Here is a 13262-nt window from a genome sequence, read left to right as displayed (position 1 = left end):
CGACTCAAGCCGCTCAGGAAGTCGGGTTGAGAGTGATTCCGGAGTACTTGGCCACCTGGCGGCCGTAGGCGTCGCGGGGCCGGGTGCGGTGGAGCTGGGGCACGACGGAGAGCAGGTTGCGGCCGAAGAGCTGCTTGCTCCCGATGACCTTCACGCCGTTGTCCTCGGCCCACTCGCGCCAGGCGGCCCACAGGACGTCCACGGGGACCTCGTGCGCGGGGCCGGTGGTGCAGCGCTCGCGGACGAACGCGGAGGTAGGCGAGGCAGTGTCCTGCATCATCGTGACCGCGTCCTGCGAGGAGGCGGGCTCGGTGATCCGGCCGGTGCGCTCCAGACGGGCGAGGCCATCGAGGGCCCAGTTGATAATGCCGGGCATCTCGGCGGCGAGCTTGCCGGTCAGACCGGTGTCCTCCTTGCCGAGCCAGGAGACGGTCATGTTGAGGACGATGAACCGGCGGGCGATGACGCCGGAGGAGTCGCCGAAGTTCGGCAGCTCGTTGGTCAGCACCATCAGCCGGGTCGGGAGCTTCCCGGTCCAAGGCTCGCGGTACTTCCGGTCGATGTCGATCGTGTCCTCGCCGGAGATGGTCAGCAGCCGCTCGACGACCTGACCGCCGTCGCCGGACAGGCGGGCGTCGGAGATGACGGCGAGCGGCTTGCCGACGAGGGTGGAGAGCCCGAAGTTCGTGCCCAGGCCGGCAAGCGTGGGCCCGGCGAGGTTCTCCTTGCCGACCAGCTCCTTCAGGATCCGGGCGATGGTGCCCTTTCCGGAGCGGGAGGGGCCCTTCATGAGCAGGATCTTCTGCTGGTCGGTCCGGCCGGAGAGCACGTAGCCGAACCACTCCTGGAGGGCTGCGATGGACTCGGGGTCGTCCGGCCAGATCCCCGCCAGGAACGCCTCCCAGGTGGGGGCGGTCGCGTCGGGGTCGTAGTCGTAGGGGACGGAGACGATGTTGAAGAACCCGGGCCCGTGCGGCAGAAGCTCGCGGTCCCGGATCCGCAGCAACCCGTTCCGGCAGGCGACGATGGGGCTCGTGTCCTGCCGGTCGCGCTCGCCGTCGATCCAGGACGGCGCGTCCACGTCCGCGGGCAGGAGGGTGATGGCGCTCAGCGCGTCGAGCAGGTTGCTGATCTTCGTCTTGGTCGGTGCCCACTCCCGCACTTCCGGCTCGCCGTTCTTGTCGACGCCGGCGAAGAAGGTGGCGTGCTCCAAGCGCTTGTAGAGCCCGGCGCGCATCTGCTGCTCGTCGTACTCGCGCCAGCAGGTGCCGGTCCACCGCATCCAGGACCCGCGCCAGCGGCGCAGCCGCAGGTGTCCGTCCTCGGTGTGCCAGTCGGGCACGATCCGGCGGGCCACGGCGAGCGGGTTGGACGGCGAGGGCAGCTCCTCGGTGCCAGTCATGCGGCCTTCTTCCCCTCGGCCAGCAGCGGGCAGGCGGTGCGGTGACGGGTGTGGTCCTCGATGAGCGCGGCGACCTTCCGCTGCCCGAACGCGGCCAGGTCCCGCCCGCACGAGCACCAAGACCGCGCGGACGGCGTCGTGTCCCGGCCCGGGGCGGAGATCCGCAGCAAGGCGACGATCCGGGGCTGGCTGGTGCCGACGGTTCGGGCGGTCATGCGACGGCTCCCAGGGCGGCGGTCATGCCGTTGGTGACGCACCGGCGGGCGTAGGTGGCCGGGACGCCGACGGCGACGGCGACGGCGATCAGCTCCTCGGCGATCCGGTCGAGGCCGCAGGGGCCGGGACAGGCGGTGTGCCGGGCGGCGAGGAAGCGGGCGGCGCCGTAGGCGGCGGTGCCGGCGCCCTGCTCGGGGTGGGCCCGGATGTTGTCCAGCCCGCGCTCCAGGCCGGTCTGGACGAAGGCGGGGGTGTGGCGGCAGCCGGTGGCGACGCTGCGGTCCCACCCGGTCAGGGTGGAAGAGTCCACGGCCCCGCGGGCGGGGGTGGACTCTTCCCTCTCCACCAGGGCGAGGACGGCCGGCGGCAGCGCCGTGATCGGACCGGTGCCGGGGCCCAGCCAGCGGGCGTAGGACATGAGCGACTTGATGTCGACGCCGGGCCGGACCTTGTTCGCGGAGCGCATGGCGCCGGAGTAGATCCAGTGCTCCCCGCGCGTCGTGGCCACGGTCGTGGTGGCCGGGAGCGTGGCCCGGGCCCAGTCGACGGCGTCGGGGTTGTCGAGGTCGACGACGGTGACGTTGGCGCCGCCGGGGTGGTAGCCGATGGCGCGTGCGCGAAGCCAGGCCAGGCCCCACTGACGGGAGGCGAGCACGTGGGGGTTGGTGGTGGCGGCGGCCCAGCCGTGGCACGGCCGGGGGCACACGCACGGCCCCGGGGTCTTCATGTTCGGCCGTCCGCCGCACGCCAGGCCCTTGCAGGCCCGGCAGAGGCCGAAGGGCCGCTTGTCGCCGAGCAGGGGCAGGACCGGGAGTCCCTGCTCGGCGAGGCCGAGGGCGGTGGTGGGGAGGCTGTTCACGCGGCCACCGCCGCGCGGTCTCGCCGGATCTGGTGCGCATGAGTCATGCTGGATGTCTCCAGTTCGTTGGTAGCGGTCTGGAACGAGGGCGGCCCCGGCTTTGGCGAGACGGGGGCCGCCCTTTCCCTGCCACGGAAATGAGGCGGCAGGGTGTCAGAGGGGTTGGTTACAGTCGCGGCATGACGACGACCGTTGATCTTGTGCCGGGCCTGATCACGACACGTGAAGCCATCGCCGCGACCTACGGCTGTGGGACGTTCCAGGGCATCGAGCCCGCTGATGAGGCGGGCAAGGTGTTCGTGTACTCCGACCCGTCCGCGGGCGAGGAATACGGCTACACCTTCGACGGCCGGGCGGAAGACGATGAGTTTGGTCCGCTGTACCTGTACACGGGTGCCGGCGCGAACGGAGACCAGAAGCCTTCCGGCCGCAACGGGTCGCTGCTGAGCCACGTCGAGAAGAACCGCGAGGTGCATCTGTTCGTCGCGCACGGCAAGGTGCCGGGCGGCGGGGCGATGCAGCAGCGCTACATCGGCGAGATGGTGCTGGACCCCATCAAGCCCTATGACGTTCGGCGCGGACCCGGCAAGGACGGCGTGATGCGCAACGTGCTGGTCTTCCGGTTCCGGCCCGCCGAAGGAACGACGCCGGCGTGGAAGGAGGCTGACAACCTGCCGGCCGCCGTGAAGACGACCGTCGAGGTGACCGACCCCGCGGTGACGGTGCCGGCAACTGTCGTGCTGCCGCAGCAGACCGGAGTGAAGGTCAAGAAGACTGAGCAGCACGGCACCCCGGAGACGGTCGCCGACATTCCTGCTGGGCAGCGGAAGGTGCTACGCCGCGAAGGCGAGCTGGTGAAGGCATTCGCGGCGCACTTGGCCGCGAAGGGGCACGAGACCCACAGCTTCCAGATCACCATTGCCGGCGAGCCCGGGGCGCTGACCCCTGACCTGTACGACACTACGGACCACGTGCTGTACGAAGCCAAGGGGCAGACGAGCCGGGCCAACGTCCGGATGGCGATCGGACAGTTGGCCGACTACCGTCGGCACATCCCCGGGCGCAAGACCCTGCGGGTTGCCGTCCTACTGCCCAGCGAACCCACCGCAGACGTGAAGGACCTGCTCGGCGAGGAGTCCGTGGAGCTGGTCTATCAGACTGACGATGGCGGCTTTGCCGGCTGGCCACTCGCCTACAGCCAGCCCTAAGGCGCCGCCGCCATCCCGACAACTACAGGTTGCTGATGGCGGTGATGAGGTCGGTGGTGAGCTGGTTGATGGGTTTGGCGGCGCCGGTCGCGGCGAGGAAGAACCCGAACCCGGCGGCGGTGAACGCGGAGCCGTAGCCGAGTTCCTTGGAGCGCAGGAGGAAGAACAGGACGAGTCCGAAGACGGCGACAAGCGAGACCGTGACGGCCATGGCGGGGTGTCTCCCTGGAGGGTGGGAATGCCCCGGATCCGGGGCTTCGCGGGGTCCCGGGAGGGGGCGCCGGTCCCCCTTTACCGGCCTTACCTTGCAGGTCAGAGGCCCTTACCGCCCCCATGACCGGGGTAAAGGGCCCCCTCTACTTCGAGTCCCCTGCCGGATGCTGCGGAAGCGGTCACACGGGGGTGGGTGATCTTGGGGTGGGTAGAGGGGGACCCCTCTACCGGCCGGCCGACAGGAGGATCTCGGCGGGCACGGCGGCCTCGATGTCGCGGCGCTGGTAGCCCGCGCCGTTGGAGCCGCTGATCTTGACCTGCTTGCTGGTCCGCTTCACCCCGGCGGCCTCCAGCGCGGAGGCGAGGGCCTCGGCGTTGTAGTCGCCGTAGGTGTCCTCGTCGATGTTGACGAGTCCGGCGAGCAGGTCGGTGGTGAACATGCGCGGGGAGTGCCGCATGACTTCCAGGACGTCGGAGACGATCGGCGGGACGGTGATGCCGGCCGCGTCGGCGGCGGCGGTGACGTCTCCGGCGGCGTCGCCGGTGAGTTGTCCGGTTTCCTCGCGCAGGGCCCGGCCCTTGCGACACATCTGCGCGAACGTGGGGCCGTCGAGGTAGTCGGCCCGCACCGTCACGTACGACGCGGGGCCGGTGACCAGGACGCCGACGCCCTTGTGGTCCTCGGACAGGACGGACGCGTCGGCTCCCTGGGCGGCCTTGCCCTTGCCGAGGACCATGTCGGAGCTGGTGCGGTCGACGACCTGGGTGGAGTAGCGGATGGTGATGATCTCCCGCAGCTTGGCGGGGACGGACTCGGCGTCGGGCCGTTGACTCGCGAAGTTGGAGATGAACCCGGCGGCCGGGCCGCGGCGGGCGATGCGGCACAGGTCGTTGATGACCTGCTCGCGGTCCTCGCGTTCCATGGCGGTGAAGTACTCCTGGAGTTCGTCGATGGTGACGAAGATGACCGGGAGGTTGTAGCGGGCGACGATCTCCGGGGTGAGCTTGCCCTCCGGGCACACCGACGTCGGCAGGTCCCGCAGCAGCGCGAAGCGGCGTTCCATCTCCCCGAGTAGCTCGGCGAGCATGGCCTTGAGGGCTTCGATGGCGTCGTCCTCGGCGCCCATGACGAGGCGGTGGGCGACGGCCTTCATGGGCATCCAGTCGGCGCCGCCCTTGCCGTCGGCGACGTAGTGCCGCACGTACGGGTCGAGGAGGCCGGCGGCGGTCAGGAGGCGCTGGGTGAAGGTCTTGCCCCGGCGGGGCAGGCCGCCGAAGAACATCGACTGCCACATGACTGGGACGCTGATGCGGATGCCGCGGGCGTCCTGACCGAAGGGGACCGGCTCCCAGATGGAGAACCGCTCGGCCTTCTCCAGCGGTGACGGGTTGGGGGTGCCGAGGTAGGGGTCGTCGTCGGCGACCCACATGGAGACCCGGCCGGCGTTGCCGCCGTTGGCGGCGCGGACGCGGGACATGATGACCTGGATCTCGTCCACGCCGAGTTCCTGGGCGATGACCTCGCGCTTGGCGAGCACGTCGGAGGCGGTCTTGCCGCCGCCGCGGGGCATGTCGAAGATCACCGACCAGCCGCGGCCGTCGCGGACGGGGCCCATCGTGCACGACACGCGCGGAAGGTCCTTCTCGTCCTTGCCGCCACCGCTTTTGAGGAGGCCGGCGGCCCTAAGCGCGTCGTTGAGCTGCTGCGCGGACATGTCCACCCGGATCGGCGGCGCCGCCTGGTCCAGCAGCCGCGTCTCCTCACCCCGCCCCAGGTGGGCGAGGGGGATGGTGACGGCGGCGCCGATCCCGGTCTGAAGGAGGGGGTCGGCGAGCATGATGCCGGTCGCGGCGGTGGCGACGCCGACGGCGGCGATCCCGAACCGCCACTGGCGGGTGCGGGTCCGCTCGGCGTAGGCGGCCTGGTGACGGGCCGCGAGCTCGATGTCCTCCGGGCGGACCTTGAGCTGGGCCTTGAGCGCTTTGACGGTCGCAGACTGCTCCTGCGCGGAGAGTGTCGGCCAGATGCCGACGACGGCGCGGTAGAAGCCGCGGGCGGCCAGCAGCACGGTCTTGAACAGGTACTTCGGGGTGCGGACGGCGTGGTAGCGGGCGTGCCACCAACCGAGTCGGCACAGGGCGGTGGTGTTCTCGCGCAGCGACTTCACCGACCGCGCCCACACCGGCAGGATCGGCCCGTCGGGCACGGTCAGCCAGTCCGCGAGCGGGTTGCCCGGCAGGTCGATCACGTCCACGCCCGTACCCTCGGCCGACTCGGGGGCGGCCGGTTCGGCGGGGGCGGTGGTGGGCTTGGTGAGGTCTATGGGCGGGGTGTCGGTGCGGGCGGCCCGGTGGTCGTCGAGGCTGACCACCGTCGCCTCCGGCAGAGGCTCGGTCATGATGGGGGTTCTCCTGCTGCTCGTAAGAGTGGGAGGGAGGGCCCGGGGCGGCCGGTGTGCTTGGCGGCTGTCGGCCGCCCCGGGGCGCGGCTACTTCTTGCCGCGGGCGTTCTTCTCGGCGCGGTCGCGGGCGCGGTCGAGGAGGCGGTCGACCTTCTTCTCCAGGTCGGCCTGGTAGACGGTTTCGCCGGCGATGCCGCGCTTGCACATGCGGGCGATGTACCAGGCGAACTGCGCCTTCTCCCCGGTGGTGAGGGGCGGGTGGTCGGGGTCGTAGTCGGTGTTCGGCTTGGCGGCCATGAGGGTTCCCTCCGGGTGGTGGTGGGTCAGCGGCGGGCGAAGGGGTTGAGGCCGAAGCCGCAGCGGGGGGTGGGGCAGATGCGCGGGTTGGGCTTGGGGGCGGGCTTGAAGCACTTCGGGCAGTGGGTGAAGTCGAAGAAGCGACGACGGGTGAACACCACGGACTCCTAGGTGGGTGGTGGGCGCGGGACTGTCCCGGCTCCCCTTCCACCCCCGACCGGTCCGGGCCGGGGGTGGGCGGGCAACCGTCAGTCAATGGCCTTGAGCTCGTGGGTGTGGCACAGGACCGGGGCGATCCAGATGCTGATCCGGTCGACCGTCCACCGGCCCTCGGTCAGCGGCCCCGGGGGGACCTCGTCCAGGACCCGGCCGGTCTTGCCCACGGCCCGCGGGTCGTCCTCGCAGGCGATGATCAGGACTTTCTGTCCGCCTCGGAACATGGCTACTTCCCCTTCCGGGTCCGGCGGGCCTTGCCGATGGCCTTGGCGGCCTGCTGCCCGTCCGGGCCGCCGATCGAGCGGACGACGGTGACAACGCCCCAGGCCAGGACGGCGGCGAGGAACGCGAGCAGCGCCAGGTTCGCCGCGATCGCCGTCAGGGCGCCGACGAGCAGGGGGCCGAAGTAGACGCCGGCGGCGACCGTGCCGGCGCCGATCCCGGAGCCGAGCGCGATCCGCTGAACGGTCCGGTCCGGCGGGGCCTGGTGGATGTGCTGGTGGATGACCTGCGGCGCGGCACCCGACTGGACCGGTGCGGGGAGCTGGTCGGCGTAGGTGTAGGTGCCGTCCGGGAGGCGGACGACGGGGGCGGGCTCGGGAAGGTTGCTCACGGTCGGGGCTCCTTCGGAAGTCAGATGGCCAGCGCGAGGGCGGCGAGGGCGAGGGCGAGGATGTGGGCGGTCTGGTCGACATGCGCGGCACCGCTGTGAGCGGCCCACGCGGTCTGGCGCATCCGGGTCATCCACCAGCGCACCGGCCACCGGCGGTCGATGAACGCATGCGTCGACCCGATCCACACCAGAGCCGCCACGGCGGCCGGGGTGGAGACGGTGACGTCGAGGGCGGTGGCGCCGGCGGTGAGGGCGAGGCCGCAGGCGGCGATGTGGGTGGCGGCGTGGGTCAGGTTCGCCCGCCACCCGCGCCCGCCGGGGTCGGCCTTGTGGGCGGCCTGGTGGTCGGTCTGGAACGGGTAGTCGGCCAGCAGGTGACCGAGGTAGAGCAGCACGAACACGGTCGCGAACACGTGGGTTCTCCCAGGTCAGGAGTGGCCGCTAGAGTCACGGGCCATGGGGGATCAGGGAAGTCGTACGAAGCCGTGCAAGTGGTGCCGACAGCCGGTGGTGTACCGGTCGTGGTGGCGCTCACGCCGGTACTGCAACCGGTGGCACCAGACCCGGAAATGGATCTCCCGGATCCTGGAACTGTTCGGCGAAGCCGCCAGCGCCTGACCCCCGCCGGTCAGGCGGCGAGTCCAGTGGGGGCGTCCGCGCAGGGGACGCACATGCCGAGCGAGAGCGGGATGCGGTATCCGGCGTCCCGCCCGCACTCCGGGCACACCCGCCGCGCGGCGTTCGCCTTGGCCAGGGCCGCCCGCTTCGCGGGGGTCATCGGCCGGACGGGGACAGCGGTGTCGACGCGGTAGAGGTAGGCGACCAACGGGTCACGTCGGCGGCGGGGGCGTTCGAGCTGGGCCACGACCGGGGCACCACCCGGCCGCAGCCCCAACGCCCGCAGCTGCCGGAACGTCGCCAGACCCTCCGGGGCGAGCCGCCACCGGTAGACCGGCAGCGCGCTCACGCCGCCTCACCCCGCTCGGCGCGCAGGGTCTCGCGCAGCCACCGGCCCTTGTCGGCCGACGTCCGCAGCGACCGGCGGATCCGGTCCGCCGTCAAATGCTCCACCGGCCACGACTCCGTCAACCGCCGAGCTTCGGCGAGGAGTTCGTCGCGGGTGCGCCGGGGCTGGGTCGACTTCGCCGCGTCCGGGACCCGGCGGGTGACCCGCGCGGGCCGGACCGTCCGTTCGGCGGCGACGACCCGCATCGCGGCCCGACCGGTCGACTCGACCGATGCGGGCGGGGTGGACTCTTCCTCGTCCGCCGGGCCGGGGTCGGCCGGGGCGGGTTCGAGGGCGGGAAGCGGCTGGTCAGAGGTAGACCGTTCCGTACCGATCCATTCCGATTCCTCCGCATTCGGAGGGTCGACCGGTCGGGTCGACCGGTCGACCTCCAGCTCCACCTGCACCACCGGCTCGGACCCGACCGGTCCAGTGAGGGCCGGGGCGACGGTGGTGGCGCCGAACATGTCGGCGAGGGCGGCGTGGGCGCCGTCGGTGACCTTCTCGCGCTGGGCGTCGACCAGCCGGGTGCCCAGGACGATGTCCCCCGCGCCGACCTTCTTGCCGAGCTTCCAGTAGGCCAGCTCGGCCTTCTTGCGGACCTTGGGGTTGGGGTGTCGCTCGGACATGGCCCGCTGGTAGGCCAGGGCCTGGACGAGGTCGGCGGCGTGGGCTTCGGCTTCGGCGTCGCGGCCGTCGCGGTAGACGACGATGCGCCGGGCGAGGAACGCCGCCCCTTCGGCGGAGGCGGTCATGCCCATGGGGGTGAGGGCGTAGATGACGACTTCGCCGGGGGTGGTGGCGGCGGTGGCGGACATGGCGGCCGCGGCTGCGGGAAGAGCCCACAGCCCCGCCCGAATCACCCGCGGCGAGGACTGCCCCAGCAGGGTCAGTCCGAGGAGGACGATGGCGAGGACGGCGGTGGCGCCCTCGCCGGCCGCGACGGCGCCGACGGCGGTGCCGGAGCCGTAGGCGGCCTTGATGTTGGTGTAGGTGCCGTACCCGCCGGCGCCGCCCGTGACCAGCATCGGCACGAACGCCGCTCCCAACACCACCCGCTGGAGCGTCCCCAGCTCCCTTTCGGCCGTGGCGGTCATCGGTCGGCCTCCGTCCGGTCGGAGCGGAAGGGGGTGTAGGTGACGGGGTGCTGCGCCGTCCGCTCGCGGATGTAGGAGGCGGTGTCCTCCAGGAGCCAGAGGCGGGGACGCTCCAGCAGGACCGACAGCGCGATCCGCACTCCCGCCGCCCGCTCGTCGAGGAGGTCGCGGTGGGCGGCCTCCTCGTCGTTCGACGGCAGCGGGAGGTCGAGGGCCTCCACCACCGCCGTCAGCAAGGTGGTGACCTCCCCGGGGAGACCGGTGAGCCGCCTCATGCCGCACCCCCGACCATGGGGGCGTTGGTCAGGCCGGTCATGGCGGCGATCTGCTCGCCGGTCAGCTTGGTGTTCTCGTTCATGGCGTGCGCCACCGTGCGGATCTCCCACCACAAGTGGTCGACCTTCCGCGCGGCCATGCCCCGCACCTGGCCCCACGACTTGCCGCCGGCCGGGACGCGGTCGCGGCAGAGCGGGAAGCCGTTCTCGGCGAGGATGTCGATGGCCTGCTCGCGGTCGTGGACAGCGGCACAGGCGGCGGCCCGCTCCGGCGTCCACAGCCCGTGGATCATCAGGTAGCGCACATTCGCCAGCGCGCCGGCCGCGCACATCGCGGCGAACCGCCACGCGTGCACCTCACTCGGGCGGGTGGCGGTGTTGCCGGTCAGGCCCCACTCGCCCTCACCCAGGTCCCAGGCGATGACCTCGCTGGAGACGACGTGGAAGCCGTAGGACATGGCGAGCACCGCGTGGCCGGCCTCGTGGAAGGCCGTGCCGAGGCGGGCCTGGGCGTAGGTGAGCGAGGACTCCACACGGGGCTTGGGGTTGCCGCGGTGGTCCGTGAGGAGTTCGGGGGCGGGGGCGGTGGCCATCACGCGGCACCGCCCGCCTGCGCCACGCCGGCGCGGTTCGTCAGGGCGCGGCGCTCGGCCAGGACCCGGTTCCGGGCCCGGCGGATCCGCCGCTCGTCCAGCTCGGTGGCCGGGCGGTCCAGGGTCATGATCTGCGCGTCGAGCAGGTCGACCTCCGCCAGGATCAGCGGGAGTTCCTGCTCGATCGCGTCCAGCTCCGCGTCCGACGGCTCACCGTCGAACGCCACGGCCGTAACGGCCGCCTGAAGTGCAGCGATGGACTTCATTGAGTCGTGCTCCCTTCACACAGGAACGGCTCGAACCGAGGCCCCGGTGTTCCAGCACCGGGGCCTCTCGCCGTTGAAACCAGGGGGACTTCCTCCGGTTCCCCTCGGCCCCGCCCGTACGGCGCCCCGGTGAAGGGGGTCCGGACGGGTGGAGGAGGCAACCGGCCGCAGCCGCCGAGGAGGCGGGTGCGGAGGGGTTGAGCTGCGCTGATCCGTACGCGGGGACAGAACCCGCGTACGCCGCCCGCTTGTCGCTGGAGGGGGGCGGATACCTCAGCACGCTGTTCAGTTCTCAAGGACCAGTCGCTTCCATCGAGACCCTTTCGGGGTCCCTCCGGGCGTCATCGCCCCGCATGGCAAGGGGGGGTTACCACCCGAGCCGCCCGGGGCCCCTCCTGTTAAGGGGGGGTTGCCACAGAGCATGGCGGCCCCTGGCGGCTGATGTCAACCCCCCCTTAACATGTGTCCTGTGAGCACTTCTCTGGGCCGATACGTGAGGCAGGGACATTGATCGAGGAAGTTCGGCGGGTCTCGGCGATGCAGGACCACGCCCTGCGCGTCAAAGCCGCGGCTGAGCTCATGACGGACCTGCAATCCGCCGTCATCGAGACCTCACGCATGCGCAAAGAGAGCATCGCGTGGCTGCGTAAAAACGGTCACTCCATGGCTGACGTCGCCAAACTCATGGGCGTGAGCCGTGCTCGGGTTGCACAGCTCCGGGACGCCGGCCCGCCTCCGGAACGGGCGTTCCTGGGAACCCAGTACGTCCAGGTAGCCGTACCGACGCGACCCGGTGAGCGGGAGTACGTGGCAGTTGAGGACAGCTCGACGGGGCAGCGGATGTTGGCTCTGGCCCAGAGCCTTCAGCTCGAAGGGGAGCTCCAGTACATCCCGGTCTCTGGAGAGATCGATCTCAACCGTGATGACCTCGTCGTTGTCTGCGGGCCGAAGAGTTCGGCCGACGTGGCAGCCGTGTTCCACCAGGATCCTCGGCTGACGTTCGAGACTCTGCCGGATGGGCGCTGGGCCCTTGCCGAGCGTGAGAGCGGCAAGGTCTACACGTCGCCGAGCGACGATCCGGGGGGCACGACGCCGGCGGATGTGGCCTACCTGGGCAGGCTCCCTCGGCCGGATGGGCAAGGGACGTTCCTCCTGATCGCCGGAGTTCACGCTGTCGGGTCGCTGGGCGTGGCCCACTATCTGTCGGAGAACCTTGCTTCCCTCTACGAGGAGGCTGGCACTTCGCCGTTCTCCATGGTCGTGGCCTGCGATTACACGCCCGGGGACAAGTCGGTGACGGCGAGTCGATCCGTGAGCGGTGTGCTGCTTCACGAGGCTGTCTGACGTGCGCGTCGCGGCTTTCAGTAGCGCTTGCCCAGGTCGCGGAAATGAGGACTTCGCGACCTGGGGCGACGGCGTGGCCGTGCTCCTTGACGGCGCCGGCATGCCCAGCACGCTGCGCCCCCCGTGCATTCACGGCACGGCATGGTTCGCCAGGTCCCTCGGCGCGGCGTTGTCCGCTCGGGCGAGCCTGGACCCGAGTCTTCGGGAAGCCTTGGCTTCGGCCATCGCACAGACAGCGGCGCTGCACCGCGATACCTGCGCGGTCGATGACCCGCTCTCCCCGTCGGCGACGCTCGCGGTGGTTCGGGTGCGCGAGGATGTCGTGGAGTGGCTGGTACTGGGAGACTGCACTCTCGTCCTTGAGCGCGGGCGTTCTGTTGAAGCGATCTCGGATGACCGACTGGCGCGTGTCGCCCAGAGCGAGAGGGCCGCGATGGAAGCCGCCCCGCCTGGGTCTGCCGAGCGTCTTCAGCTCCATGCACAACTTGTGCGGGCAGAACGGGCGCTGCGGAACCGTCCGGGTGGCTACTGGGTAGCAGCGGCGGCTCCGCAGGCCGCCGAGGCAGCCGTCTACGGAGCCTGTCCCAGAGAGGAGGTAACTCGGGCCGCTCTGCTGACGGACGGGGCGACTCGACTCGTGACTCCTTTCGCCCTGACCAACTGGGCGGGGTGTCTCGACATCCTCGAAGAACAGGGCCCGGAGCGGATGATCGAGCGGGTGCGTGACGCGGAATTGCGAGACGCCTCACTGAGTCGATGGCCCCGCAGCAAGCTGCACGATGACGCGACGGTGATCTACATCCACCTGTAGCGGGGTGACATCAGCGACTGGCACGAACACCCACGTACGTCGACGGACGTGTGCGCATGAGGCGGCTTCCCTTGCGCTATGCGGCCTCCCCTTTCGAGCAGCTTTTTCGGGACGCTTCCGGGGCGGTACGCACCTACGGGTCAGAAGGTTGCAGGCGCAGCTCCCTGCGAGGCTGGCGAGGTAGAACTTTCCCTACATGATCAAGCACCCGGCTGCGCTCCGCTCTGCCGGGCGGGCTTCCCGGCTCCGCTCGGGGCGCCGCTCCTGCCTTCGGCCCGCTCGGCCCCCGCTGCGCCGACGCCCGCCCCTGCAAGACGGGATAGGCCCGAAGGCATGAGTCCGAGCCCCGACGGCCGCCGGTTCCCCAAGGTCACCGACATGCCTCCGGCGGGGGCGCTCAGGCTCCGGGATGGGAGGGGCCCGCGGGCGGGTGCCGGCCGGTGG

18 protein-coding genes are annotated in these 13262 nt (G+C 71.0%); 3 read left to right on the top strand and 15 right to left on the bottom strand.

The features are described from left to right. Positions 1-13: 13 nt before the first annotated feature. Genes IE287_RS04485 through IE287_RS04475 form a run of 3 tightly spaced genes read right to left on the bottom strand, consistent with a single transcriptional unit; the run spans position 14 to position 2477 of the window. Entirely contained in the window at positions 14-1402 is a 1389-nt protein-coding gene (locus IE287_RS04485) for a DNA primase family protein (protein WP_189847551.1), read from the bottom strand. After that, on the bottom strand, positions 1399-1617 hold the full coding sequence (locus IE287_RS04480; RefSeq protein ID WP_189847550.1) for a hypothetical protein: 219 nt from the start codon (positions 1615-1617) through the stop codon (positions 1399-1401). Before IE287_RS04480 ends, IE287_RS04485 begins: the two co-directional genes overlap by 4 nt. Further along, complete coding sequence (locus tag IE287_RS04475; RefSeq protein WP_189847549.1) at positions 1614-2477, bottom strand: bifunctional DNA primase/polymerase; 864 nt, start codon at positions 2475-2477, stop codon at positions 1614-1616. The genes IE287_RS04480 and IE287_RS04475 overlap by 4 nt, the downstream gene beginning before the upstream one ends. Before the next feature lie 179 nt (positions 2478-2656). On the opposite strand from IE287_RS04475, the gene IE287_RS04470 reads away from it, so the two are divergent. Further along, complete coding sequence (locus IE287_RS04470; RefSeq protein ID WP_189847548.1) at positions 2657-3685, top strand: SRA domain-containing endonuclease; 1029 nt, start codon at positions 2657-2659, stop codon at positions 3683-3685. A gap of 22 nt (positions 3686-3707) precedes the next feature. Here IE287_RS04470 and IE287_RS04465 read toward each other — a convergent pair whose 3' ends face one another. The 12 genes from IE287_RS04465 to IE287_RS04415 form a co-directional block, all read right to left on the bottom strand. After that, complete coding sequence (locus tag IE287_RS04465; RefSeq protein WP_189847547.1) at positions 3708-3896, bottom strand: hypothetical protein; 189 nt, start codon at positions 3894-3896, stop codon at positions 3708-3710. A 226-nt stretch (positions 3897-4122) separates the two neighbouring features. After that, entirely contained in the window at positions 4123-6297 is a 2175-nt protein-coding gene (locus IE287_RS04460) for an FtsK/SpoIIIE domain-containing protein (protein WP_189847546.1), read from the bottom strand. A 90-nt stretch (positions 6298-6387) separates the two neighbouring features. Continuing rightward, on the bottom strand, positions 6388-6597 hold the full coding sequence (locus tag IE287_RS04455) for a DUF6257 family protein (RefSeq protein WP_189847545.1): 210 nt from the start codon (positions 6595-6597) through the stop codon (positions 6388-6390). A 26-nt stretch (positions 6598-6623) separates the two neighbouring features. Then, a complete protein-coding gene (locus IE287_RS39055) occupies positions 6624-6755 on the bottom strand; it encodes a hypothetical protein (protein ID WP_268254963.1) in 132 nt (43 codons plus the stop codon). Positions 6756-6845: 90 nt separating this feature from the next. Continuing rightward, the gene (locus tag IE287_RS04450; RefSeq protein WP_189847544.1) at positions 6846-7037 is read right to left on the bottom strand and encodes a hypothetical protein; all 192 of its coding nucleotides are present in this window, start codon (positions 7035-7037) and stop codon (positions 6846-6848) included. Positions 7038-7039: 2 nt separating this feature from the next. Continuing rightward, positions 7040-7426, bottom strand: coding sequence for a DUF6251 family protein (locus IE287_RS04445; RefSeq protein WP_189847543.1), 387 nt, complete (start codon positions 7424-7426; stop codon positions 7040-7042). A 20-nt stretch (positions 7427-7446) separates the two neighbouring features. Then, on the bottom strand, positions 7447-7839 hold the full coding sequence (locus IE287_RS04440; protein ID WP_189847542.1) for a DUF3307 domain-containing protein: 393 nt from the start codon (positions 7837-7839) through the stop codon (positions 7447-7449). 215 nt (positions 7840-8054) lie between these two features. Further along, complete coding sequence (locus IE287_RS04435; RefSeq protein WP_189847541.1) at positions 8055-8393, bottom strand: RRQRL motif-containing zinc-binding protein; 339 nt, start codon at positions 8391-8393, stop codon at positions 8055-8057. After that, positions 8390-9529 (bottom strand): conjugal transfer protein, encoded by a 1140-nt coding sequence (locus IE287_RS04430; RefSeq protein ID WP_189847540.1) that lies wholly within the window; start codon positions 9527-9529, stop codon positions 8390-8392. The genes IE287_RS04435 and IE287_RS04430 overlap by 4 nt, the downstream gene beginning before the upstream one ends. Beyond that, positions 9526-9804: a hypothetical protein gene (locus tag IE287_RS04425; RefSeq protein ID WP_189847539.1), complete on the bottom strand. Its 279-nt coding sequence runs from the start codon at positions 9802-9804 to the stop codon at positions 9526-9528. Before IE287_RS04425 ends, IE287_RS04430 begins: the two co-directional genes overlap by 4 nt. Continuing rightward, entirely contained in the window at positions 9801-10397 is a 597-nt protein-coding gene (locus IE287_RS04420) for a hypothetical protein (protein ID WP_189847538.1), read from the bottom strand. The genes IE287_RS04425 and IE287_RS04420 overlap by 4 nt, the downstream gene beginning before the upstream one ends. Further along, positions 10397-10663 carry a DUF6284 family protein gene (locus IE287_RS04415; protein WP_189847537.1) on the bottom strand — a complete coding sequence of 89 codons (267 nt, stop codon included), beginning with the start codon at positions 10661-10663 and terminating at the stop codon, positions 10397-10399. Before IE287_RS04415 ends, IE287_RS04420 begins: the two co-directional genes overlap by 1 nt. Positions 10664-11170: 507 nt before the next feature. Between IE287_RS04415 and IE287_RS04410 the strand changes: the two genes are divergently transcribed. Both IE287_RS04410 and IE287_RS04405 read left to right on the top strand, forming a co-directional pair. Then, positions 11171-12007: a sigma-70 family RNA polymerase sigma factor gene (locus IE287_RS04410; protein ID WP_189847536.1), complete on the top strand. Its 837-nt coding sequence runs from the start codon at positions 11171-11173 to the stop codon at positions 12005-12007. Next, positions 11982-12818 carry a protein phosphatase 2C domain-containing protein gene (locus tag IE287_RS04405; protein WP_308436848.1) on the top strand — a complete coding sequence of 279 codons (837 nt, stop codon included), beginning with the start codon at positions 11982-11984 and terminating at the stop codon, positions 12816-12818. Before IE287_RS04410 ends, IE287_RS04405 begins: the two co-directional genes overlap by 26 nt. The last annotated feature ends 444 nt before the right edge of the window (positions 12819-13262 follow it).

The sequence above is a fragment of the Streptomyces omiyaensis genome, from assembly GCF_014650895.1.
GTDB classification, from domain to species: domain Bacteria; phylum Actinomycetota; class Actinomycetes; order Streptomycetales; family Streptomycetaceae; genus Streptomyces; species Streptomyces omiyaensis.
Note: the sequence above shows the minus strand (reverse complement) of the source record. Positions and strands in the feature narration are given on the sequence as shown.

Coding starts and splice junctions, on each gene's coding strand:
- IE287_RS04485 (WP_189847551.1), bottom strand. CDS start 1,402: ATGACTGGCACCGAGGAGCTGCCCTCGCCGTCCAACCCGCTCGCCGTG.
- IE287_RS04480 (WP_189847550.1), bottom strand. CDS start 1,617: ATGACCGCCCGAACCGTCGGCACCAGCCAGCCCCGGATCGTCGCCTTG.
- IE287_RS04470 (WP_189847548.1), top strand. CDS start 2,657: ATGACGACGACCGTTGATCTTGTGCCGGGCCTGATCACGACACGTGAA.
- IE287_RS04465 (WP_189847547.1), bottom strand. CDS start 3,896: ATGGCCGTCACGGTCTCGCTTGTCGCCGTCTTCGGACTCGTCCTGTTC.
- IE287_RS04460 (WP_189847546.1), bottom strand. CDS start 6,297: ATGACCGAGCCTCTGCCGGAGGCGACGGTGGTCAGCCTCGACGACCAC.
- IE287_RS04455 (WP_189847545.1), bottom strand. CDS start 6,597: ATGGCCGCCAAGCCGAACACCGACTACGACCCCGACCACCCGCCCCTC.
- IE287_RS04450 (WP_189847544.1), bottom strand. CDS start 7,037: ATGTTCCGAGGCGGACAGAAAGTCCTGATCATCGCCTGCGAGGACGAC.
- IE287_RS04430 (WP_189847540.1), bottom strand. CDS start 9,529: ATGACCGCCACGGCCGAAAGGGAGCTGGGGACGCTCCAGCGGGTGGTG.
- IE287_RS04425 (WP_189847539.1), bottom strand. CDS start 9,804: ATGAGGCGGCTCACCGGTCTCCCCGGGGAGGTCACCACCTTGCTGACG.
- IE287_RS04420 (WP_189847538.1), bottom strand. CDS start 10,397: ATGGCCACCGCCCCCGCCCCCGAACTCCTCACGGACCACCGCGGCAAC.
- IE287_RS04415 (WP_189847537.1), bottom strand. CDS start 10,663: ATGAAGTCCATCGCTGCACTTCAGGCGGCCGTTACGGCCGTGGCGTTC.